General features: G+C 67.5%; 22 protein-coding genes. 10 read left to right on the top strand and 12 right to left on the bottom strand.

From position 1 onward, the window contains the following. Window positions 1-79: 79 nt before the first annotated feature. Window positions 80-1,636 carry a DUF2252 domain-containing protein gene (locus ACQCX5_RS06785; RefSeq protein ID WP_434541251.1) on the bottom strand — a complete coding sequence of 519 codons (1,557 nt, stop codon included), beginning with the start codon at window positions 1,634-1,636 and terminating at the stop codon, window positions 80-82. A 113-nt stretch (window positions 1,637-1,749) separates the two neighbouring features. On the opposite strand from ACQCX5_RS06785, the gene ACQCX5_RS06780 reads away from it, so the two are divergent. Beyond that, complete coding sequence (locus tag ACQCX5_RS06780) at window positions 1,750-3,132, top strand: sn-glycerol-1-phosphate dehydrogenase (RefSeq protein ID WP_434541250.1); 1,383 nt, start codon at window positions 1,750-1,752, stop codon at window positions 3,130-3,132. Between the two features lie 140 nt (window positions 3,133-3,272). On the opposite strand, the gene ACQCX5_RS06775 is transcribed toward ACQCX5_RS06780, so the two are convergent. Together ACQCX5_RS06775 and ACQCX5_RS06770 are read right to left on the bottom strand one after the other, a co-directional pair. Further along, on the bottom strand, window positions 3,273-3,629 hold the full coding sequence (locus tag ACQCX5_RS06775) for a hypothetical protein (protein ID WP_434541249.1): 357 nt from the start codon (window positions 3,627-3,629) through the stop codon (window positions 3,273-3,275). A gap of 158 nt (window positions 3,630-3,787) precedes the next feature. Then, complete coding sequence (locus tag ACQCX5_RS06770; protein ID WP_434541248.1) at window positions 3,788-4,039, bottom strand: hypothetical protein; 252 nt, start codon at window positions 4,037-4,039, stop codon at window positions 3,788-3,790. Between the two features lie 266 nt (window positions 4,040-4,305). Here ACQCX5_RS06770 and ACQCX5_RS06765 point away from each other — a divergent pair, with 266 nt between their 5' ends. Then, complete coding sequence (locus ACQCX5_RS06765; protein WP_434541247.1) at window positions 4,306-5,016, top strand: NAD-dependent deacylase; 711 nt, start codon at window positions 4,306-4,308, stop codon at window positions 5,014-5,016. 48 nt (window positions 5,017-5,064) lie between these two features. Then, window positions 5,065-6,726 (top strand): CopD family protein, encoded by a 1,662-nt coding sequence (locus tag ACQCX5_RS06760; RefSeq protein ID WP_434541246.1) that lies wholly within the window; start codon window positions 5,065-5,067, stop codon window positions 6,724-6,726. 52 nt (window positions 6,727-6,778) lie between these two features. On the opposite strand, the gene ACQCX5_RS06755 is transcribed toward ACQCX5_RS06760, so the two are convergent. Further along, complete coding sequence (locus tag ACQCX5_RS06755; RefSeq protein WP_434541245.1) at window positions 6,779-8,305, bottom strand: xylulokinase; 1,527 nt, start codon at window positions 8,303-8,305, stop codon at window positions 6,779-6,781. Window positions 8,306-8,441: 136 nt separating this feature from the next. Here ACQCX5_RS06755 and ACQCX5_RS06750 point away from each other — a divergent pair, with 136 nt between their 5' ends. Continuing rightward, a complete protein-coding gene (locus ACQCX5_RS06750) occupies window positions 8,442-9,170 on the top strand; it encodes a glycerophosphodiester phosphodiesterase (RefSeq protein ID WP_434541244.1) in 729 nt (242 codons plus the stop codon). Window positions 9,171-9,195: 25 nt separating this feature from the next. On the opposite strand, the gene ACQCX5_RS06745 is transcribed toward ACQCX5_RS06750, so the two are convergent. The 7 genes from ACQCX5_RS06745 to ACQCX5_RS06715 all read right to left on the bottom strand — a co-directional run bounded on the left by ACQCX5_RS06745 (window position 9,196) and on the right by ACQCX5_RS06715 (window position 14,355). Continuing rightward, window positions 9,196-9,858: an HAD family hydrolase gene (locus ACQCX5_RS06745; RefSeq protein WP_434541243.1), complete on the bottom strand. Its 663-nt coding sequence runs from the start codon at window positions 9,856-9,858 to the stop codon at window positions 9,196-9,198. 132 nt (window positions 9,859-9,990) lie between these two features. Further along, the gene (locus tag ACQCX5_RS06740; RefSeq protein WP_434541242.1) at window positions 9,991-10,224 is read right to left on the bottom strand and encodes a hypothetical protein; all 234 of its coding nucleotides are present in this window, start codon (window positions 10,222-10,224) and stop codon (window positions 9,991-9,993) included. Next, window positions 10,221-10,898, bottom strand: coding sequence for an EcsC family protein (locus ACQCX5_RS06735; RefSeq protein WP_434541241.1), 678 nt, complete (start codon window positions 10,896-10,898; stop codon window positions 10,221-10,223). Before ACQCX5_RS06735 ends, ACQCX5_RS06740 begins: the two co-directional genes overlap by 4 nt. A gap of 479 nt (window positions 10,899-11,377) precedes the next feature. Further along, entirely contained in the window at window positions 11,378-12,403 is a 1,026-nt protein-coding gene (locus ACQCX5_RS06730; RefSeq protein ID WP_434541240.1) for an NAD(P)-dependent alcohol dehydrogenase, read from the bottom strand. Between the two features lie 141 nt (window positions 12,404-12,544). Continuing rightward, complete coding sequence (locus ACQCX5_RS06725) at window positions 12,545-12,688, bottom strand: hypothetical protein (protein WP_434541239.1); 144 nt, start codon at window positions 12,686-12,688, stop codon at window positions 12,545-12,547. A gap of 49 nt (window positions 12,689-12,737) precedes the next feature. Further along, window positions 12,738-13,289, bottom strand: coding sequence for a DUF1648 domain-containing protein (locus ACQCX5_RS06720; protein WP_434541238.1), 552 nt, complete (start codon window positions 13,287-13,289; stop codon window positions 12,738-12,740). 16 nt (window positions 13,290-13,305) lie between these two features. Further along, on the bottom strand, window positions 13,306-14,355 hold the full coding sequence (locus ACQCX5_RS06715) for an N-acetylglucosamine kinase (protein ID WP_434541237.1): 1,050 nt from the start codon (window positions 14,353-14,355) through the stop codon (window positions 13,306-13,308). 84 nt (window positions 14,356-14,439) lie between these two features. Between ACQCX5_RS06715 and ACQCX5_RS06710 the strand changes: the two genes are divergently transcribed. From ACQCX5_RS06710 to ACQCX5_RS06690, 5 genes are all read left to right on the top strand, one after another. Beyond that, window positions 14,440-15,195 carry a sugar isomerase domain-containing protein gene (locus ACQCX5_RS06710; protein WP_434541236.1) on the top strand — a complete coding sequence of 252 codons (756 nt, stop codon included), beginning with the start codon at window positions 14,440-14,442 and terminating at the stop codon, window positions 15,193-15,195. A 92-nt stretch (window positions 15,196-15,287) separates the two neighbouring features. Beyond that, a complete protein-coding gene (locus tag ACQCX5_RS06705) occupies window positions 15,288-16,346 on the top strand; it encodes an LLM class flavin-dependent oxidoreductase (protein WP_434541235.1) in 1,059 nt (352 codons plus the stop codon). 239 nt (window positions 16,347-16,585) lie between these two features. Next, the gene (gene ngcE, locus ACQCX5_RS06700; protein WP_434541234.1) at window positions 16,586-17,983 is read left to right on the top strand and encodes an N-acetylglucosamine/diacetylchitobiose ABC transporter substrate-binding protein; all 1,398 of its coding nucleotides are present in this window, start codon (window positions 16,586-16,588) and stop codon (window positions 17,981-17,983) included. A gap of 131 nt (window positions 17,984-18,114) precedes the next feature. Further along, the gene (locus ACQCX5_RS06695; protein ID WP_434541233.1) at window positions 18,115-19,116 is read left to right on the top strand and encodes a carbohydrate ABC transporter permease; all 1,002 of its coding nucleotides are present in this window, start codon (window positions 18,115-18,117) and stop codon (window positions 19,114-19,116) included. Further along, window positions 19,113-20,063 carry a carbohydrate ABC transporter permease gene (locus tag ACQCX5_RS06690; protein WP_434541232.1) on the top strand — a complete coding sequence of 317 codons (951 nt, stop codon included), beginning with the start codon at window positions 19,113-19,115 and terminating at the stop codon, window positions 20,061-20,063. Before ACQCX5_RS06695 ends, ACQCX5_RS06690 begins: the two co-directional genes overlap by 4 nt. A 39-nt stretch (window positions 20,064-20,102) precedes the next feature. Here the strand turns inward: ACQCX5_RS06690 and ACQCX5_RS06685 are convergent, their stop codons facing one another. Continuing rightward, the gene (locus ACQCX5_RS06685) at window positions 20,103-21,707 is read right to left on the bottom strand and encodes a helicase HerA-like domain-containing protein (RefSeq protein ID WP_434541231.1); all 1,605 of its coding nucleotides are present in this window, start codon (window positions 21,705-21,707) and stop codon (window positions 20,103-20,105) included. 201 nt (window positions 21,708-21,908) lie between these two features. Here ACQCX5_RS06685 and ACQCX5_RS06680 point away from each other — a divergent pair, with 201 nt between their 5' ends. After that, window positions 21,909-22,202 carry a type II toxin-antitoxin system VapB family antitoxin gene (locus ACQCX5_RS06680; RefSeq protein ID WP_434541230.1) on the top strand — a complete coding sequence of 98 codons (294 nt, stop codon included), beginning with the start codon at window positions 21,909-21,911 and terminating at the stop codon, window positions 22,200-22,202. The last annotated feature ends 6 nt before the right edge of the window (window positions 22,203-22,208 follow it).

The raw sequence follows: 22,208 nt of genomic DNA, 5'->3' as shown, positions 1-22,208 counted from the left end.
TGTCCGTCACCACGCCCGGCGGTCGGGAAAGGTTGAGCCGTTCACCACAGAATTCTCGACGATAGAATTCTGGACGAGCTCACTCACCCTCTGGTTGGGGCAGCCTGCCCTGCTTGACGGCCGCCAGCATCGCCGCGTGGTCGGCCTCGGTCTGGTCGGCATAGGCCTGCGCAAATCGGACGAAGGCATCCGGCACCGTGTCGGACTTGCCGATGTATCCGGCGATCATCGAGGCGCCGGACGTGCGGGCATGCCCCTTCGCCAGCAGCAGGCCCAACACCTTGGCGTAGTCAGCCAGCGCCGGGGCGTCCAGACCGTCGACGACGACCGCACCCTTGAGGTTTCGGTACTGGCGCACGTAATAGTGCTGTTCGGGGCCGTCATCGCCCGGCAGCATTGTCAGCCGGGTGTTTGCCGGGTCGACCGCGCCGATCGAGCACCAGCCCAGCAGCGGGTCGGACGCGGTCTGCAGCGCCTGCTGGTATTCCACGACGCGGCGGCCCTGGTGGTCGTGCAGCGGGGTGTCGCCGTGCACATAGGGGGCCAGCACTGAACGCCTGGCCTGCTTCAGCTGCAGGAACAGCACGTCGTCCGGGCTCGAGCCCTCGAGCAGCGCAATGAACGCCCGCAAGCCGACCGACCCCACGCCGACGACCTTGTGGGCGACGTCGACCAGGGTGTAGCCCGACACGGTGCGTGCCCACTGGGTGGGCAGCGTGGTCAGGTAGTCATCGAGGGCCTCGCCGATCTGCTCGAAGCGCTCCCGTGGTGAACGCATGGTGATGGGCGGCGCGTCGATGATGCGCCGCTGGCCGCTCCCATCGGGTTCGGTGAGCTTCGGCAGGGCGCGGTCAGAGGTCTTGCGGCGGGCCTTGGCGGTGGCCCGTTCGACCTCGTCGCGCAGCGACTCCTCGCTGACGGTTTCGCTGAGCCGATCGACATCGAGCCGGGCGAATGCCCTGGTCAGCAGCGGCTGCGCCGATTCATGGCGCAGCTCGTCGCGGTAGGCGCGCACGCACTGGGCGACGGCCTCGGCGCACTGGTCCTCGCGCAGGCCGTTCTGGCGACCTGCGACCCAGACGCTGGCGACGAGACGCCGCAGGTCCCATTCCCACGGGCCGGGGTGGGCCTCGTCGAAGTCGTTCAGGTCGATGACCAGTTCGCCCTCGCTGGTGCGGTAGAAGCCGAAGTTGCCCAGGTGGGCGTCACCGCAGATCACCGGCATGATGCCGGAATAGGGCATCACGGACGAGTCACTCGCGGCCACGTTCGCCGCCCCCCGCAAGAAGCCGTAGGGCGAGGCCGTCATGCGCGCCACCCGCAGCGGGATGAGTCGTTCGATGCGTCCGGCATGCGAGGCGATGATCTGTTCGACGGGGTCCTCGGTGCGGGCGGTGGGTGTCCAGAGGCCCAGGTCGGCGCGCGGCACCCGGTCGCGCAGCGACTTGCCATAGGCCATCCGCACGGGACGCGACGCGTTGCGGCGGCGTACCGAGAATTCCTGTTCGACCGACTCGGCGGGGTCACCGATGCGCACCTCGTCGTCGTTGGGCACGAATTGCTCGACCTCGGTACGCATCTGCGTCATCGAGTCGAAGGCGACGGAGCCCGGGGCGATGGGAGCTGGCGCTGGCATGGGCACGATTTTGCCACCAATCCCGCAGCACGCCGCACGTTGTCACCCACCCCTGACGTGATGGTCACGGATCGATATCGTTGGGCCATCGACTCGACTTGATGGAGGCAGTGATGTCAGAACTGATCGACAAGGCCCTTGAGAACGCCACGGATACCAAGGCCATCGTGACCGGCCACGGTGTGCTGGGGCAGGTCGGCGAGGTCTTCACCAAGACCTTCGGTGATGCCAAGGCCGTGCTGGTCGCCGACGAGAACACCTGGGGTGTCGCCGGCGAGCAGGTGAAGAAGTCGCTCGAGGATGCGGGCGTCGCACTCGAGGAGCCCATCATCTTTCCGGGCACCCCGACCCTGTACGCCGGCTACGAGAACGTGACCGCGCTGCGCGATAAGCTCGAGCCGCTCGACGCCGTGGCGGTCTCGATCGCCTCGGGCACCCTGAACGACATCACCAAGCTGGCCTCGGGCGAGCTGGGTCGGCTGTACATGAACGTGTGCACGGCCGCGTCGATGGATGGCTATGCCGCGTTCGGTGCCTCGATCACCCGGGACGGGTTCAAGATCACCCGCAACTGCCCCGCCCCGACCGCGCTGGTCGCCGACTATGACCTGATGGCGGCCGCGCCGAAGCGGCTGACCGCCACCGGTCTGGGCGACCTGATCGAGAAGGTTCCGGGCGGCGCCGACTGGCTGGTCGCCGACGAGCTCGGCATCGAGGCCGTCGACGAGTACGTCTGGGGCCTGGTGCAGGGCCCGCTGCGCGACGCGCTGTCCGACCCGGACGGCCTGGCCGCTGGTGATGCCAACGCCATCGAGGGCCTGGCCGACGAGCTGCTGCTGTCGGGCCTGGCCATGCAGGCGCACCAGTCGTCCCGCCCCGCCTCGGGTGCCGGGCACAACTTCAGCCACCAGTGGGAGATGGAGGGCCACGGCCTCGACTGGGAGCCCCCGCTGAGCCACGGCCAGAAGGTCGGCATCGGCACCATCGCCTCATCGGCCGTCTATGAGGTGCTCGACCAGCTCGACGTCGCCGCTGTCGACCCCGAGAAGCGCGCCGCCGAATGGCTCACCCCCGAGCAGAACGACCAGCGGATCATCGACCTGCAGCCGATCCCGGCCATCCAGGAGGCCGCACTGGGGCAGTCGCGCGCCAAGTACATCCCGCGCGAGCAGGTCGCCGAAAGGGTGCAGCTGATCAAGGACCACTGGCAGGCCATCCTCGACCGGGTCAAGCCGCAGGTGATGACCCCGGCAGAGATCGCCGACATCCTCAAGCGCGTCGGCGGGCCCTACCACGTCGCCCAGATTGACATCTCGATTGACAAGCTGAAGCAGACGTACTACCAGAGCCAGACCATCCGCTCGCGCTACACGATCATGGACGCGCTGTTCGAGCTGGGCCTGCTGGACGAGGTCGTCGAGAAGCTGTTCGGCCCCGAGGGCTACTGGACCAACGCGCCGGTGCCCACCGACGGCATGATCGCGCCGCAGGTGTGAGCTGAGGGCGGCATGACCGTCTGAAGCACGGTTTCTGAGGCATGGTTCGGGGGGCTCTGGGGAGCCCCCCGAACTGCGTTCCGAGCCGAACAGCGCCAACACCAGCAGGATGGGATAGGCAAGCCAACCTGGCTCGGGCGCTACCAGTCCCGGGGCCCCTGCCACGGTCGCTCGCGAGAACGATCCCCATCGCCGGAGCGCACGCCTCGCCACCAGCTGTTCATCACTGCAAAGGTGTAGCAGATTCCGAAAACGCCGATGGCGAGCGCAAATGCCGGTGAATCGAACGAGTCATGGCGGGCAGCCCGGTAACAGCCAACGAGCACGACCAAGACCGGCAACTGCAGCACGAGCGCAAGATTGGCAGGGCGGGTCGCACTCTCACGAGAATGCATCAACAGGCGGGATCCAAGCCATGGCAGCAGCGCGGCCAGGACCAACCACAGGACACCGCCGATACCACTGCCTTGCCAGTACCGCCATTCCAGGTCCGCCATCGGAGCACACGAGAGCATGGCGACAAGCCATGCGCCAGCTATGGCGCGCCAGCGGCCAGATCGATTCATGGGGGCAAGTTACCCTGATCCGAACTATGAGGTCACGCTATTCGCCATCATGGGACGCTACAGAAGGTGCGGTGATCCAGCTTGGACCCTCACTCCTCATCCAGAGGCTCGACGCCGTCCGCTTCCAGCCCGCGCTCTCCGGGCAGGTCGAGGTAGACGACATGCCCCTCGACCCGATCCAAGGGCAGGTCTCGAATCTGCCCGCGCAACGATTCAGCGGCTGGATCGCCTTCCCCCTCCATCTGTTCCAGGCGCAGCTTCCACAGTCTCGAACGATCACGCATCACAATCGCCCGGACCACTTTCAGCTTCCACAGCCATGGTCGTCTCGTCGGCTCCATACCTCGTTTCATCAGAGTGCACACTCCCAGCCGGTGCGTGAACGAGGCCTACCCACGATGCGCCCCGCACACGATGGTCTCGCCATCCCATTGGCAATGGTCGTCGGCCACACGCGATGTGAGACCCTCTTCAACGACTTGCCTCCACGTCGAGGCAATGGGAGTCCCATGACGAGTGCTCCGTCACGTCACCAAACATAGCGTGGGTGGTGCGGCCGTTGAGGGCCTTGGGTCCCCAGAAAGCCTGAATCGGATACCTTGCACCCATGAAGCTCGTCGTGCTCACCGGTGCCGGCATCTCGGCCGAATCGGGGTTGAAGACGTTTCGTGCCAGCGACGGACTGTGGGAGGCACACCGCATCGACGACGTGGCAACCCCCGAGGGATTCGCCCGCGACCCCGACCTGGTGCACGCCTTCTATGACACCCGCCGTGCGCAGGCCCAGGGCGTCGTCCCCAACGCTGCGCACGCCGCGCTGGCCCGACTCGAGGCGCACCTGACCAGCACGGATGACGCCGGCTTCACCCTGGTGACGCAGAACATCGACGACCTGCACGAACGCGCCGGTTCGGTGCGGGTCGTGCATATGCACGGCGAGCTCAACAGCGCACTGTGCAGCCAGTGCGGCGCCCGACTGCCGTGGACAGGCCCGCTCGGCAACCGCCCGCCCTGCCCCCGCTGCGGCGGGCACACGCTGCGCCCCGACGTCGTCTGGTTCGGCGAGATCCCCTACCGCATGAATGAGATCGCCCAGGCAGTCGACGAGTGCGACCTGTTCGTGGTGGTCGGCACGTCAGGCGTCGTGTACCCCGCCGCCGGGTTCTCGTCAATGGCCCGCGCTGCCGGGGCACGCACCGTGCTGCTGAACCTGGAAGAGCAGGACGGCTGGGCCCGCTACGACGAGGTGCACCTGGGGCCGGCGTCCGAGGTGGTGCCGCGGTGGGTGGACGACCTGATCGGCGAAAGCCACACTTGAGATACCCGGCCTGCCTGCGGCCGACTGCCCCACACAAGGACCTCGCCCATGCCCCGTCGCGTCATCACCACCGCCCCCGCTCGGCACCCGTGGCTGCGTGTCGGGCTGGTGACCCTGTTCATGCTGGTGCTGGCCATGCTCGGCGCGTCCCCGGCGCACGCCCACGCGGAACTGGTCGGCACCGACCCCAGCGACGGCGCGGTCCGGCAGACCGCGCCCGAGGTGGTCATCCTGACGTTCAACGAGCCCGTCTCACCCGTCGAGGGTGCCCTGACCCTGTTCGAGCCCGGCGGCAGGTCGGCGCGGGTCACGGCAGTTTCGCGCGATCGGCAGGTGCGCATCATCATGCCCACAAGCATGGGCGAGGGCACCTACCAGCTGGTCTGGCGCGTCGCCTCGGACGACGGGCACCCCATCAACGGTGTGCTGACGTTCCACATCGGGCAACCGGGCACCACCAACCCCGCCGCCGCGACGGTGCGCGACAACACCGCGGTCGGCACCATCGTCACCGCGCTGACGGGGCTGCAATACCTGGGGATGCTGCTCGGGGCAGGCATGGCCACCTTCACCGTGCTCGTGCAGCAGGGCACTGCGCTCGGTGACCGGTTCGATCGGCAGGTGCGCCGCATCGCGACGTGGGCCTGGGTGGTGGCGGTGCTGGCCACGGCGTTGCTGGTGCCGTTCCAGACGGTGCGCGTGCTGGGGCTCGGCCCGGGGACGGTGCTGCGCCCGTCGCAGTGGTGGCCCGATGTGCTCGAGGCCCAGCTGTTCGCCCTGGCGTTCATGGTCGTCGGGGCCGTCGGGGCGGTGCTGCTGCGCCGACTGCGGATCGGGGCGCTCGTCGCCGTCGCTGCCGCCCTGGTCGCGCCCGTGCTCATCGGCCACACCCGCACCGTGCCACCCATCCCAGTCATGGCGTTGGTCGACTGGGTGCACCTGGCGACGGCGGCCGTCTGGCTGGGTGGGTTGGTGTGCCTGGTGGTGGCCGCGCGTGCTCGTCCGGACGACGAGAGCGGCGGCACTCTGGCGACCATGGTGGCGCGGTTCTCGGGGGTGGCGCTGGTCAGCGTGGGGGTGCTCGCCGCGGCGGGGGTGTTGATGGCCTGGCTGGTGACCCGCGACCTGTGGTCGTTGCCGTCGACCAACTACGGACGCACGCTGCTGGTGAAGGTGGCGCTGGTGGCGGTGGCGGTCGCGCTGGCCATCTGGAACAGGTTCGGGTTGCTGCCGTGGCTGAGGCGCCAACCGGGCGACCGGGCCCCGGCGCGGCGGCTGCGGCGGGTGCTCATCGCCGAGGCCGGGGTGCTGGTGCTCGTGGTGGCGGTGACGGGGTCACTGACCCAGTTGACGCCGCACCCATCGGTGGCGGGGCCGTCCGGGGGCACGGCGGCAGAGGTGCGGGTGACCTCGCAGGGGCTCTCGGTCGAGGGCACCATCACGCCACTGCTGGCGGGGGCCAACACGTTCGAGATGACGCTGGCATACCACGGTGCGCCGGTCGCGGGGGGCCAGGTCGAGGTCACGGCGAGCCTGCCCGAGAAGCAACTCGGGCCGCTGCCGGCGGCTGTGAGGCCGGTCGAGAGCACGCCCGGGCGTTATCGGGTCGAGCTCACCCTGCCGACGGCCGGGGTGTGGCAGGTGCACGTGGGCGCGCGGGTGTCGCAGTTCGAACAACCGGTGGCGGTGGTGAAGGTGCCGGTGCGGTGATGTCAGGCACCTGGCCCCGCGGTGATCAGCACCGCGGGGCGCAGGGCATACCTCAGTCGTTCAGCGGGTACTTCTTCGAGAACTCGTACTGCGCCTCGAAGACGTCCTTCATCGCCGGGTAGACCTGCGCCTGGATGGCCCCCAGCTCGTTGTAGCGCTCATGGGTGGCCATGTCGGGTTCGCTGGTCGAACCGAGCGACGCCATCGCTTTGGCGGCCGACTCGATCGAGTCATGCGCCCCGGCGGCAGCCATGGCCATGACCGCGGCGCCCATGGCCGAGACCTCGGACTGGTTGACCTCGGTCAGGCCCACCCCGCACGCATCGGTCATGATCTGGCGCCACAACGGCGACCGCTGCCCGCCACCGACCACACGGATCGTGGTGAGCGGCACCCCCGTCGTCTCTTGCAGTCCTTTCAGGTTGCTGGCCATCTCGATGCTGATGCCCTCGAGCACCGAGCGGTACATCACGCCGCGGGTGTGCGCGCCAGCCAGGCCGACGATCGCGCCCTTGGCAATCGGGTCCCAGTGGGGCGACTGCACGGCATTCCAGTAGGGCAGGGTGACCAGGCCACCGCAACCGGCCGGCACCGCAGCCGCGGCCGCCTCGAGCGCCGGGTCGGGCTTGCCCTCGAGCGTCGGGTCGCCGAGCTCCTGGCGGAACCAGCCAGCCAGGTAGGCGCCGGAGTTCTGCACGATCTCGAGCACGTACTGCCCCGGCAGGCCCGCCGCATCGGTGCGGAACACCCCGGCATGCTCATACGTGGGCGAGTGGACGCCCGCCACCAGCGCGGTGCCCATGTTGAGGTAGGCCTCGTCCGTGCCGATGGCACCGGCACCCAGCGCCGCTGCCTGGCCGTCGCCACAGGACGCGACCAGCGTGACGGCCTGTGTGAGCCCCCAGCCCTTGCTGACCGACGGCAGCACGATGTCGATGCTCGAGGCGGAATCGACGAGCTCGGGCAGCTGCTCGCGGCGCAGGCCCACCAGGTCGAGCAGTTCGTCCGAGAATTCCTGCTTCGACATGTCGAACAGGCCCAGGCTGTCGGCGGTGCCGCGCGAGTCGACCCAGCGCCCGGTCATCGCATAGACCAGGTAGGCGTGCACACCGACGACCTTGGCCGCACGGTCGAGCACCTCGGGTTCGTTGTCACGCAGCCACGCGATCTTGTAGAACGACGGCGTCACATCGGGCTGGAACCCCGACAGCACATGCAGGTCCTCGCTGCCCAGGCGGCGCACCTGTTCGGCGGCGCGTCCGTCCAACCACAAAATGCCCGGACGAAGCGGCTGCCCGGCATGGTCGACCAACGCGAACGACTGGCGCTGGATGGTGGCGCAGACGTGGGTGATGCGGCCACGGTTGGGGCCAGAGAGGTTCGAGACCGCCTCTTTGATGGCGGCGTTGGTGGTGCGCCACCATTCGCGGGGGTCCTGCTCGTAGAAGTCGACGCGCGGGGTGCTCATCGGCACCTCGGCGCGGCCCTCGGCGAGCACGGTGCCTTCGGCATCGACGACGATCGCCTTGGTGCTGGTGGTGGATGAGTCCACCGCGATCACGAGTGCAGAATCAGACATCAGAACCTCCTTGTCCAGCCCAGGACGACCCCCGGACACGCGAATTGTTCCCAGACTAGACCGGCGTGGTTGGGAATTTGTCGCGGGGTCGCAGACAGGGTGCTGGGCCGTGGGTGGCTCGGGTAGCTTGTGCGTCATGACGCAGATCTGGGCCCACCGCGGCTCGTCGTCCGAAGCCCCCGAAAACACTCTCGAAGCGTTCGCGCTGGCGATCGAGCACGGTGCTGATGGCATCGAACTCGATGTCCAACTCTCCTCTGACGGTGTCGTGGTCGTCTGCCACGACGAAACGATCGACCGCACCAGCGACGGCACTGGGTTCGTCGGCCAGCAGACGCTGGAGCAACTGCGGCAGCACAACTTCAACAAGGGCATGCACGGGTTCACCTGTCGCATCCCGACGCTGGCCGAGGTCTTCGACCTGGTCGCCGACACCGACCTGGTGGTCAACATCGAACTCAAGAACTCGGTGCTGCCCTACCCCGGTCTCGAGGGCGCCTGCGAGGTCGCCATCGCCGGGTCGCGGCTGGCGAAGCACGCGGGCGAACGGGTGCTGTACTCGTCGTTCAACCACCGCTCACTGGCGAAGCTGGCCGATTCGGGCACGACGGTGCCGCTGGGCGTGCTGCACGTCGAGCCGCTGGTGCGCTCGTGGGACTACGCGCGCTCGTTCGGCGCGTCGGCGCTGCACCCGTACCACGGCAGCCTGGCCGAGGACGAGATCGCCAGTGCGCACCTGGCCGGGGTGAAGGTGAACCCCTGGACAGTGGACGACCCCGAGGTGATGAAGCGCCTGGTCGACCAGGACGTGGATGCGCTGATCACGAACGTGCCGCTGGTGGCGCGCGAGGTACTGGGGCGCTGAGGGCTGGTGCTGGTGCGCCGCGGAATCAGCGGCTGGTGAGCACGATGTCGACGGCCTCGCTGAAGCTGTCGGCCATGGCGGTCGGGGCCACGACACCCTCGGGGTAGTCACGGCCCCGGCGCAGCCAGATCGAGCGGAGCCCGGCACTGTGGGCGCCCTGCACATCGGCTTCGGCCGAATCACCGATGTGCCATGCCCCGGCGAGGTCGTCCGTGGTGAGGCCGGGCACCTGCTCGACGGCCAGGGTGAAGATGACGGGGTCGGGTTTGGCAACACCGCATTCTTCACTGATGACCCAGCCGTCGACGTGGGCGGCCAGATCGGTCGCGGCGAGCTTGGCCTGCTGCTGGCTGGTGGCGCCGTTGGTGACGATCAGCAGGGTCCAGCCCTGGGTGCGGGCGCGGGCCAGTGCTTCGATCGCATCGGGCACCAGCGTGAGGTGCTCGATGATGCCGGCGCGCAGGTCTTCGATGATGCGGGCGGACTCGTCCGGGGTGAGGTCGAGCAGCCTCGTGAGGTCGTCGCGCACCTCGGGCTTGGGGCGGTGGCCGCCGCCGTCGGCGGTGATGGCGGCATGGACGAGGCCCTCGTTGCCGCCGCGGGCAATGACGAAGGCGCGCAACCAGGCATTGGCAGCGGTGTCGCGGTCGACGAGGGTGCCGTCGAGGTCGAGGCAGAGCAGGGGCATGGTTCGACCTTAATTGGTGGTGGGCGACTCGGGGGCTGGTGACGTGTGGGCGCGGTCGGGCGTCCGGGCGCGGTCGCGGCGCAGGGCGGCGCGATCGCTGCGCAGGGCGCGGCGAGCCTGGACGAAACCGAGCTAGCCGTTCACGACGAACAGCGCGGTGATGGCAATCGCGACAAGGGCGACCACGGTGTCACCGGCGTTGATGGCTTTCACGGCGAACCAGCCGCCGACCACCAGCGCGCCGACGCCGAGCGCAGGGTTGAGCCAGTAGGAGAGCTTGGCATAGGGCTCGGTCTCCTGCAGCTGACCCTGCTCGTCGTACGGGGGGCGCGATGGTGGTTCGGGCGGCTGGTGCGACGGGATCACTGCCGTGGGAACTCCTTGCGGGCGTGACTGCCGATGCGCTGCATCATCCAGGCATCGAGGCCACCGCCGACGACACCGCCGGCGACGGGGACGCCCTTGCCGAGCTTGACGAGCAGCTTGCTCGTCGACGACTTCACGATCTGGAAGCCGACGGCCTTGTTGACCACCATCAGGGCGGCGGCGGGCAGCTTCGAGAGGGCGAGCTTGGTGATCGAGCCACCCATCGCCCCGCCGAGGCCGACCTTGCTGAGCACCTCGTCGGCCTGGTTGCCCGTCAGGGCAAGCAGCACCGCGGCGCGGACGCTGGGCTCGGCGAGGTTGTAACCGCGCAGGTGGGCGACCCCGGCGGTCATGCGGGTGGCGAGCACATAGAACTCGAGCACGTTCGCCGGCAGGGCGACGGGCAGGGTGATGAACCCGCCAAGACCGGTGACGAAACCGCCGGCGGTGGCGGCCTTGACGTGGTCGCTGACAAGGTCTTTCACGGCCTTCTCGACATTGCCGTTGGCCTTGTGCAGGGCCTTGTCCGCGGATTCCTTGGCGGGCTTGACGGGGCCGACACCGTCGATGCCGACCGAGAGCAGTTGTGAGACCAGCTTCGTGACGACGTCGTCGGGCACGTCATTGCTGGTGGAGCCTGACGAGTTGCTGGTGGTCTTGTCGAACAGTCCCATGCGGGTGGTTCCTCTCTGGCGGGCGGCTGGTGGGCGGGCGCCGTCTTCCAGCTTGCCAGTCTGCAGGTGGCAGACGGCGATTGTTCAGGGCAGGTTCAGGGAATGGTCGGGGGTGGTGCCCGGAACCGGGCGGGCTTGGGGATGGCGCCGGGTGCAACAGGGGGATTCGGGGCATGCCTGCCGGATTCTGGACACAGGCCGATGGTGGGGCTTGGTGCGGCGAGCGCATGACATCGACAGTGTGTGAAAAGACGTCCTCGGGGACGTCTTTTCACACACTGTCGCCCGGGTGATGGCCCCAGCCCACCACGGCCCCGCCACCAGACCCCGCCACCAGACCCCCGCGACCAGAATCCGGCAGGCCCGGGCCGAAGGCACCACCAACAGCGCCATCCGGCCCGAGCCCGCCGTGAAATGGACAGGAGCGGGGTGAAGGGGGCGGCGCGGCAGACCCAGCGGGCCGAACCACCCTCAGCCCGTCACGGAATCAGGATCGCCCGGCCCCGCACCCGGCCGTTGTCGAGGTCGTCGATGGCCTTCTGGAAGTCATCGAGCGCGTACTTCTGGGTGTGCAGCGTCACCTTGCCCTGCGCCGCCAGCGCCATCAGGTCCTGCAGGTCTGAATACGAACCCACCAGGTTGCCGATGAAGCTGATCTCGGTCGAGATGATGTCAATCGTCGGCACGTTGATGTTCTCGCCATAACCGATGACGTAGTAGAACCCTGCCCGACGCAGCATCCTCACGTTCTCGGCCGTGGCCCCACCCTCGCCGACGAAGTCGAGTACGGCCTGTGCACCCCGCCCCTCGGTGAGTTGCAGCACCTTGTCGATATGGCTGCCATCAGCCAGGAAGGCATGGTCAGCCCCCAGCTGCTTGGCCAGCTCAAGCGCTTCGGGATTGCGGTCGAGCACCACCAACGTGGCGCTGCTCATCGCCTTCATCACCTGGATGCCGATGTGCCCCAGCCCGCCTGCACCGACGATCAGGCAGAAGTCCCCCGGCCGCAGCAGCTTCGACGCCTTCGCCGCCGCATGCTGGGCCGTCAGGCCTGCATCCGCGAGCGCGGCCACATCGGCCGGCTCGAGTGAATCGTCCAGCTTCACGCAGCATCGCGACGACGTGCGCAGGTAGTCTGCGTAGCCGCCGTTCGTGTCGATGCCCGGAAACTGGCTGTTCTCGCAGTGCACGTCGTCGCCGATGCGACAGGCACGGCACTGGCCACAGGTCAGCAGCGGGTGCAGGATCACCTTGTCGCCGACCTTCACATTGGTGACGGCCTCACCGACCTTGTGCACCCAGCCGGCGTTCTCGTGTCCGATGGTGTAGGGCAGGGGCACGTGGGTCTTGGGCTCCCACTGCTCTTCAAGAACGTGCAGGTCGGTGCGGCAGACGCCTGCTGCACCGATCTTGATGATGACGTCGAGTGGTCCCTGCAATTCCGGTTCAGGGACGTCCTTCATTTCGAGGTTCTGGTGGTAACCAACAACCTGTACCGCGCGCATGTGTCCTCCTTGACATTCGCCCGGGCGGCGCCGAGTGGTGCCGTTCCCGGCATGGCGTTGCAGCTGACGCTACGTGGTCACCCCGGACGAGCGGAAGGTGGGGTTCTCACTGGGTGAGGCAACGCGCGCGGCTCAACCAGTTCACCCAGCCAGCGCGGCCACAGCAAGGCCGGCGACCAGCAGCACCGGCACCGCGAGCAGCACGGCCGCGCCGACCTTTCCGGCGGGGTGGGCCACGTTGACCGTGTAGTTCGTGCCCTGACCGCCGGTGGTGTCGACGAACACCCGTTCATCATCAGCGTCGCGATAGAACGGCCCCCACCACTTGGCGCGCTCAGCGGCGGGCAGCAGGGCCCGGGAGGTCCCGCGTGGCGACCACCACCAGCACTGCCGTCAGCGCAAAGACCGCCACCAGGAACACCAGCAGGTCCCATCGCGACGAGGTGCCGCTGTACCCCCGGGCGACAAGGGCCAACACCAGCGCCGACATCGCAAACAGGTACCAGCCCAGGTGTTTGCGGGTCACGGCCAGACCCTCGCTGCGCCGGCGCTGGCCTTCGAGTGCGGCCCCATCGCCCGGACGAGCACCCCGGTTGACCGCAGCCACCACTTCGATGATGCCGAAGACGACCAGGCAGAAGAACGGCCCGAGGCCGGCGATCGCGATGAATTCGCCGAGGCTCTTCGGCGTGAACCCGTCCGCAACCCCGGCGCCGTTCCAGTGCACGGGCATCGGGTCGGGCACGCCGGGATAGACCCGGACAACCAACACCCACACCCCGATGACGCCCAGCGCCAGCGTCGCGATCAGCCATCCCCAGTACGAGGACGAGGCCCGCACCTCGCCGGGGTGCTCGTCATCGGACCACAGGTGCTGATCGGTCATGGTCACCTCCCAACCCTCAGGCTACTTGCCCGTCGAGCCCCCTCGTGATCACCCCGAGCACCTCGTCATCGGCTCGCGCACCCAGTGCCCGCAGCGCCAGCAACCCCGCCCCCGCTCGGCCATCCCGCGCTCGTAACACCTTGTCAGCACCCAGTTGTTCGACCAGCTGGGCCATCACCAGGTCGCCCACCGGCGAGCCGGGCGAGACCACGCTGCCGCCGAGTACCACAGGCCCGTCGAGCGGACCCGCCTTCGGGGTGGTCACCGACGCATTCAGGTTCACCAGCAGCCGGTCGGCCGCCTCGGTGATGATGCCGCGGGCCACCGGGTCGTCCGGAACCCGCGCGACCAGTTCACCGGCGGCCGCGAGTTCGACCGGGCGGCGGCCGTACGACCAGGCGATGAGGTTGAGCAGCCGCTGGTCCTTCCAGGGCATGCCCAGCTCGGAATCGACGTCGACCATGGCCACCAGTTCGTCGACGAGCGCAGTGTCGGGGCCGCGCCGGTCGAGTGCGCGGCAGACGGCCTGCACGACCTTGCGGCCGATCCAGAACCCGGAGCCCTCGTCGCCGATCAACCAGCCCAGCCCGTCGTGGGTGTCGGCGATGGCCCCACCCGAGACCCTGGCCGAGGTGCAGCCGGTGCCCGCGATCAGCACCGCGCCCTCGTCGGCGGCGGTCGCCGAGAAATACGCGCTCAGCACGTCGCCGTGGAACGAGATGGGTGCGGGGATGCCCGCCTGTGCCAATGCCTCGTCCACCCCGGGCAGCCGCCCGCCCGCAGCCAGCACGCCCGCCATCGTGAAGGCAATGAAGCTGGGTGGGGGCACCTGGCCGTGGCGCTCGCGCGCCGTGTGGACGACAGCAGTGCAGGCGGCCACGATGTTCGCCACCGCCAGGTCATGCCCGGCCGAGGTGGGGTTGCCCGGGCCGGTGCGAGAAGTGGCGAGCACGCATCCGGTGTCATCGAGCAGCACTGCCTTGGTGCTGGTGCCGCCCGCATCGACCCCGATGACGATGCGCCGGGGTGGGTTCGGCGCGGTGATCTGCTCAGTTGGGGTCGTCATTGGCCCTCTCATCGATGGATTTGTCAGAGCGTGCCCCTAGAGTCTTGCGTGTCGCCACTGCTGCAACAATCCGAGAGGACCAACGTGACCACCATCGCCGACCGTTTCCAGGACGAAGTCACCCGTCGCCTGCCGCTGCTGACCCAGAGCTCGAAGGACGGCGACATCGCACGCGCGGCCGACATCATGGCCGACGCGGTGGCCGCTGGCGGCGTGATCACGGCGTTCGGCTCGGGGCATTCTGAGGCCTTCGCGATGGAGATCGCGGGGCGTGCCGGCGGCCTGATCCCCACTTCGCGCATGGCGCTGCGCAATGTCGTGCTCTACGGCAACCGCGAGGTCTCGGCGCTGAACAGCTCCGAGCTCGAGCGCGACCCGAGCGTGTCAAAGGAACTGTTCGAGCTGCACCCGCGCGACCCGCGCGACGTGTTCATCATCATCTCGAACTCGGGCGTCAACGGCTCAATCGTCGGTGTGGCCGAACAGGTGAAGCAGCACGGCCACCAGCTGATCGCCGTCACCAGCCTGGAGCACACCATGGCAGTGCAGCCCAAGCACCCCAGCGGCAAGCGGCTCAAGGACTTCGCCGATGTCACCATCGACAACCTGGCGCCATTCGGCGACTCGACCCTTGAGGTGACCGAGGGCATGACCATGGGCGCGATCAGCTCGATCACCGGCGCCTACGTCGCCCAGCTGCTGCAGCTGGGGGTGGCCGAGCGACTGGTGGCCCGCGGCATCACTCCCCCGGTCTACATCTCGGCGAACGTGCCGGGCGGCGACGAGCACAACAAGGCGTTGACCGACCAGTACGCCGGACGACTGCGCGTCGAGGCCTGAGGTCTGCAGGGCGGCGGCCCGGGAATGCCCACGGCCCCACCGTGGTTCTGCAGGTAGTTGATTCTTCAAGCATCTGATTCGAGGACCGCAGCATGACCGAGCAGCCCACCAGCCCCAGCACCACCGTCGAGATCGGGGTCGAAACCTTCGGCGACGTCACCGCCGACGCCGATGGCACCATGCTCAGCCACGGCCAGGTGCTGCGCGACGTCGTGGCCGAGGGCCAGCTGGCTGACCGGGTCGGGCTCGACTTCTTCGGCATCGGCGAACACCACCGCGTCGACTACGCCGTGAGCGCCCCCGAAGTGGTCATGGGCGCCCTGGCCTCGACCACGCAACGCATCAAGCTCGGCTCTGCCGTGACCGTGCTCAGTTCGGACGACCCAGTGCGGGTCTTCGAACGCTTCTCGACCGTGCAGGCCCTCTCGAACGGCCGTGCCGAGATCATCGCCGGGCGCGGGTCGTTCATCGAGTCGTTCCCCCTGTTCGGGTTCGACCTGCAGGACTACGAACTGCTCTTCGAGGAACGGCTTGACCTGCTCGTCGAACTGCTGCGCAACCAGCCTGTCACCTGGACCGGCCAGACCCGCGCCGGCCTGACCGACCAGCAGGTGTTCCCCACTGCAGAGCAGCCGATCCCGCTGTGGGTCGGTGTCGGCGGCACACCGCAATCGGTGGTGCGCGCCGCCCAGCACGGGCTGGGGCTGATGCTCGCGATCATCGGCGGCGAGCCCATGCGGTTCGCGCCACTGGCCAATCTCTATCGCCGGGCCCTCGACCAGCTTGGTCGTCCGCAGTTGCCGGTGGCGGCCCACCTGCACGGCTTCGTCGCCGACACCGATGACGAGGCGGCTGACCTGCTGTTCCCGCACTACGAGGCCCAGATGCGCAAGATGGGCTCCGAACGCGGCTGGGGCGGCTACAGCCGGACGGCGTTCGGCGCGGCGCTGGCCCCCGAGGGCAACCTGCTCGTCGGCAGCCCCGAGACGGTCGCCCAGAAGATGGCGGCCATCGTCAAGGGCCTGGGCCTGGCGCGCATCGACGTGAAGTACTCCAACGGCACGCTGCCCCATGAAGGCATCATGCGCTCGATCGAGCTGATGGGCACCCGGGTGAAGCCGCGCGTGCACGAACTGCTCGCCGGCCAGTGACCCAGGCCACCCCGACATCGGTTTCCATGCGCGAATGCCCCCAGCGTTGCGACCAGCAGTGCGTCGGCAGTGAGCGATCGCTCACTACCGTTGCAATTACGTCACGGCTTGGTGACGATCCGACGCACAACTGGGCACGCTGACTGTCTGTGGGCGTGACGCGGGGCTAGATTGCTCGCACGCCCTGTGTATGACCGGCGACGTGGCCGGCCAACACCTGAACCGCATACAGGAGCATCATGCCGGAATCCAAGATCGGTCGCCGCGGCATTCTGGGTGGCGCTATCGCCACCGCCGCGATCGCACCCCTCGCTGCGTGCGCTGGCTCGTCCAGCAGCAACGACACGACCGCCGCCCAGACGCAGGCCAAGTCGGACGACAACCCGTTCGGTCTCGCTGGCGGCACCTCGGTCGAGGCCGTCATCTTCAATGGCGGCTACAAGACCGACTACGTCGACTTCGCCGCAGCCGAGATGAAGAAGAAGTTCGCGGACGTCAAGGTTGAGGTCAAGCCCTCGACCCAGATCGCCCAGGAACTGCAGCCCCGCTTTGTCGGTGGCAACCCGCCCGACCTCATCGACAACTCCGGCGCCGGCTTCATTGGCTTCGGCTCGATCGTCGACCAGCTCGAGCCGATGGACGACCTGCTGGAGTCCAAGAACTACGAGGGCACCAAGATCGCCGACACCCTCTATGAAGGCGTCAAGGCCCCCGGCACCTACAACGACAAGTTCGCCGTGCTCAACTACGTGCTGTCCGTCTATGGCATGTGGTACTCGGCTTCGCTGTTCGAGGCAGAGGGCTGGACCCCACCCAAGACCTACGACGAGGCCATCGCGCTCGGCGCCAAGGCCAAGGCCAAGGGCAAGTTCCTGATGCTCTGGGGCAAGGAGGCCGCGACCTATTACCAGACCTCGGCCATGATCTCGGCCATCAAGGAGGGCGGCGACGAGGTTCGCCTGGCGCTCGAGAACCTGCAGCCGAACGCCTGGTCGCACCCCTCGGTGCAGGGCGTGTTCAAGGCGCTCGAGACCATCGTCAAGCAGGGCTACATGAAGCCAGGCGGCGCCGGCACCCAGTTCACCGCGGCCCAGGCCCAGTGGTCGAACGCCCAGGAAGCCCTGATCTACCCGTCGGGTGCCTGGATCGAGAACGAGATGAAGTCGCAGACCAAGGCCGACTTCAAGATGACCGGCATGCCGGAGCTCGTGCTCACCGACGCCCCCAAGCTCGGCTACGAGGCCCTGCGCGCCGAAGCCGGTGAGGGCTTCATCGTGCCGACCAAGGCCAAGAACCGCGCCGGCGGTAAAGAGGTGCTGCGCGCCATGCTGTCGAAGGAGGCCGCCACCAACTTCGCCAAGACGCGCCTGGCCCCGACCATCGTCAAGGACACCATCCCCGAGGATGGCTTCGGCTCGACCGCCCTGCAGTCGCAGAGCAAGATGCTGAAGGACGCCGGCACCAAGACCTTCGCGCTGCGTTTCGTCACCTACTACGGCCTGAACAAGGAACAGCTGGTGCTGTGGAACAGCTTCCTTGCCGGTCAGTCGGACGCTGCCGCCCTGACCTCGGGCTTGCAGAAGATCAGCGACCGTGTGGCCGCTGACTCGTCCGTCAAGAAGATCACGGTCACCTGATCGACTGACCCCAACCCGGTGCAACGCCCCGCCGACACGAGCCGCCGCCCGACCACGGTCGCTGCCTCGCGGCCGGCGGGGCGTTGCCCTGAGTGCTTGACCCCTACCGACCCCACAGCGAAGGGCACCCCATGACCACGCTGACACCGGTCGTCCCCGACACCGGAATGGCCACACCGTCGCGCAAGCGCAACCTGCGCGCCAGCCTCACCTTCGACAAGATTTCACTGTTCCTCGTCTTCCTCGGGTTGCCGCTGGTGTTGTACGCGGTCTTCGTCGTCTCGCCGTTCTTCCAGGCCATCGGCTACTCGTTCACCGACTGGAACGGCTTCACCGACAAGATGAACAATGTCGGCCTGAACAACTACACCAAGCTCTTCCAGGACGAACTGTTCCTGCGCGCCATGCGCAACAACATCCTGCTGGCGATCGTGCTGCCGCTGGTGATCGTCACGCTCTCGCTGGCCCTGGCCACGATGATCACCGTGGCCGGACGCAGCGTCGGCGAGATCAGCGGCTTGAAGGGCGCCAGCTTCTACCGCGTCGTCTCGTTCTTCCCCTACACGATCCCCGCCATCGTCGTCGGCATCATGTGGGGCCAGATCTTCGACCCCAGCGCAGGTCTCGTGAACGGTGTCCTGACCCGGCTCGGGTTCGAGCAGTTCGAGTCGTTCGCCTGGTTGGGCAATGTCAAGACCGCGATGCCCGTGACCATGTTCATCATCATCTGGGGCTTCATCGGCTTCTACATGATCCTGTTCATCGCCGCGGTCAAGGGCATCCCGTCCGAGATCTACGAAGCCGCACGCATCGATGGCGCCGGCCGTTTTCGCACCGCCATCTCGATCACGCTGCCGCTGATCCGTGAGAATGTGCAGACCGCCTACATCTACATCGGCATCATGGCGCTCGACGCCTACGTCTACATGCAGGCGCTGAACCCGTTCGGCGGCCCCGACAACTCGACCCTGACGATGCCGCAATACCTGATGACGACGGCCTTCGAGAAGAGCCAGTTCGGCCTGGCCTGCGCGATGGGCGTGATGATGGGCATTCTGACGGGCATCTTCGCAGCCATCGTGTTCACCGTGAACCGGCTGTCCGGCGGCAAGGACCAGGTGACGATGGCATGAGCACGACGACTGACACCAGCGGGGCGCAGGGCACCGCGCCCGAGGCACCGCGCCGCTCGATCGGCACGCTCGACACCCATGACGTGCAGGCCATCGCCAAGCGCCACCCCAGCGGCACACCCGGTGACAAGGCCTTCGGGGCCGTGGCCCATGTGCTGCTGGTCATCTGGACGATCATCGTCATCGCGCCCATGCTGTGGACGCTGATGACCTCGTTCAAGACGACGAGCGAGATCTTCGCGTCGCCGTTCGACCTGCCCAGCAGCCTGAACTTCACCAACTACGTGACGGCATGGAACACCGCAGGCATCGGCAAGTACTTCGGCAATACCGTGATCGTGGTGGTCAGCGCCGAAATCCTGGTGATGCTGCTCGGTGCCATGTGCGCCTATGTGCTGGCCCGGTTCAAGTTCCCCGGGGCGCGGCTGATCTATTTCGCGCTGCTGGCGGGGTTGATGGTGCCGGTGTTCCTGGCCATCGTGCCGCTGTTCTTCATCCTGCAGGGGTTCGGTCTGCTGAACACGCTGCCGGGTCTGATCCTGACCTACGTCTCGTACGCGCTGCCGTTCACGGTGTTCTTCCTGTATGCCTTCTTCCGATCGCTGCCCTATGAGATCAGTGAAGCGGCGGCCATCGACGGCGCCAGTGAGTGGACGACGTTCTTCCGCATCATGTTGCCCATGGCGCGGCCGGGCCTGGCCTCGGTGAGCATCTTCAACTTCCTCGGCCTGTGGAACCAGTTCCTGCTGCCCGTGGCCCTGAACACCAATGAAGACAACTACGTGCTCTCGCAAGGTCTGGCGCGGTTCGCCTCAGCCGCGGGTTATGACGTCGACTTCGGTGCACTGTTCGCCGCCGTGGTGATCACTGTGCTGCCGGTGCTGTTGATGTACGTCATCTTCCAGCGCCAGCTGCAGGGCTCGGTGTCGCAGGGCACGATGAAGTAGCCGCGCCATTCGGGGGCTCGGCCGTCCGGCGCCGTTGACTCAGCGGCGCCGGCGGGCCGTGCCGAAGATCGAGCGCACAATCTCGCGGGTCACGGTGTTGGTGGCCTGCCTGAACACACTGCTGCCGAACACCTTTTCGGCCATCGACGGCTCCGGCTTCGGCGCCCGTCCACGAGAACCGGACGACCGCTGGGGCGCGCGGTCGGCGGCTTCCTGCTGCTTTGCCGCCTGCTGTGCCCGCTTGGCTTCCTCAGCCTGCTGGGCCTCGATCTCGGCCTGCCGGGCGCCCGCCTCAAGCTTGCGGGTCAGCATTTCGTAGGCCGAGTCCCGATCGATCTCGGCGCCGTACTTCGCCATCATGGGCGAGCCCTGGATACCGGGGCCGAGCACCTGCGGCGACAGCGCCGCCATCAGGGTCTGCGGCGCCAGGATCCGCGTGGGGGCAACCGGCGTGGGCGCACCATCGGGGTCCATCACCGTGATGACCGCCTCGCCCGTGCCCAGCGTCTGCAGCAGCTCGGCCAGGTCGTAGTCGGTCGTCGGGAAGGTCTGCACGGTCGCCTTCAGGGCCTTGGCATCCTTGGGGGTGTGCGCCCGCAGCTGGTGCTGCACCCGTGAACCCAGCTGGGCCAGCACATCGTCCGGCACATCGGTGGGCACCTGGGTGACGAAGAACACGCCGACGCCCTTCGAGCGGATCAGCCGCACCGTCTGGGTGATGGCCTGCATGAACGCCTTCGAGGCGTCGGTGAACAGCAGGTGCGCCTCGTCGAGAAAGAAGACCAGCTTCGGCTTGTCGGGGTCGCCGACCTCGGGCAGCTCGGCGAACAGGTCGGCCAGCAGCCACATCAGGAACGTGCTGAACACCATGGGCCGGTCCTGCAGGTTCGGCAGCTCCAGCAGCGAGATGATGCCCCGGCCGTCACCGGTCACCCGCATGAAGTCAGCGGTGTCGAACTCCGGCTCGCCGAAGAACTCGTCCGCCCCCTGCTCGGCGAAGTTGATCAGGTTGCGCAGGATCACCCCGGCTGTGGCCTTCGACACACCGCCGAGGTTCGCCAGTTCGCCCTTGCCCTCGTCGCTGGTCAGGAACTGGATGACCGCGCGCAGGTCGGCCAGGTCGAGCAGCGGCAGCCCATTGTTGTCGGCGAAGTGGAAAATCAGGCCAAGAGTGGATTCCTGCACCTCGTTGAGTCCGAGCACCTTCGACAGCAGCACCGGCCCGAATGCCGTCACCGTCGCCCGGATCGGCACCCCGACACCCTGCCCACCGAGCGCGAAGAACTCGACGGGGGCCGCATGGGGCTGCCAGTCCTGGCCGATCTGCTGAGTGCGCTCGGCCAGCTTCGGGCTCGATTCACCGGGGGCGGCCAGGCCGGACAGGTCACCCTTGATGTCGGCGGCGAACACGGGCACACCAGCAGCCGAGATCGCCTCGGCCAGCACCTGCAGCGTCTTGGTCTTGCCCGTGCCGGTCGCACCGGTGATCAGCCCGTGGCGGTTCAGCATCGACAACGGGAAGCGGATACGGCTGCCCGGCACCGGCTCGTCATCGTGCAGCAGCACACCCAGGTCGATGGCCGGCTCGTCGAACGTGTAAGCCGTGGTGATCTGCTGGACGGGGTCGGTTGCGGGCTCACTCATGAGTCCTAGATTTGCACATCACGACGCCGGGGTGGGCACATCGGGGGACGGCATGCAGGCGCGACCCGCGTCCGGGTTTCGATCACGGCGCGGCATTCGATCACGGCGTGGCATTCGATCACACCGTCGTTCGATCACACCTTGGCAACGGACGGCTTGGCGGTGCCGCACGGCGCGCACCGTGTTGGGTAAGCTCGCAGGGTGATCTTCAAGCGAGTCGGCGATACGCGTCCCTACCCCGACCACGGGTATGTGCAGAAGCAGTGGGCTGCCATTGCGCCACACCAGGTGCGACTGGACGAGCTGGTGACCACCAAGCGCACGCTCGACCTCGAGGCGCTGCTTGAGGATGATTCCACGTTCTATGGCGACCTGTTCGCCCACGTCGTGGCCTATCGAGGCGAGCTCTACCTCGAGGACGGCCTGCACCGGGCACTGCGCGCCGCGCTGCAGCAGCGCCAGACCATGCACGCCCGCGTGCTCGAATTGAACTGACCGGAC

Origin of the sequence: Aestuariimicrobium sp. G57 (assembly GCF_050110855.1) — a bacterium.
Lineage (GTDB): Bacteria > Actinomycetota > Actinomycetes > Propionibacteriales > Propionibacteriaceae > Aestuariimicrobium.
This window is presented reverse-complemented; position numbering and strand designations above follow the sequence as displayed.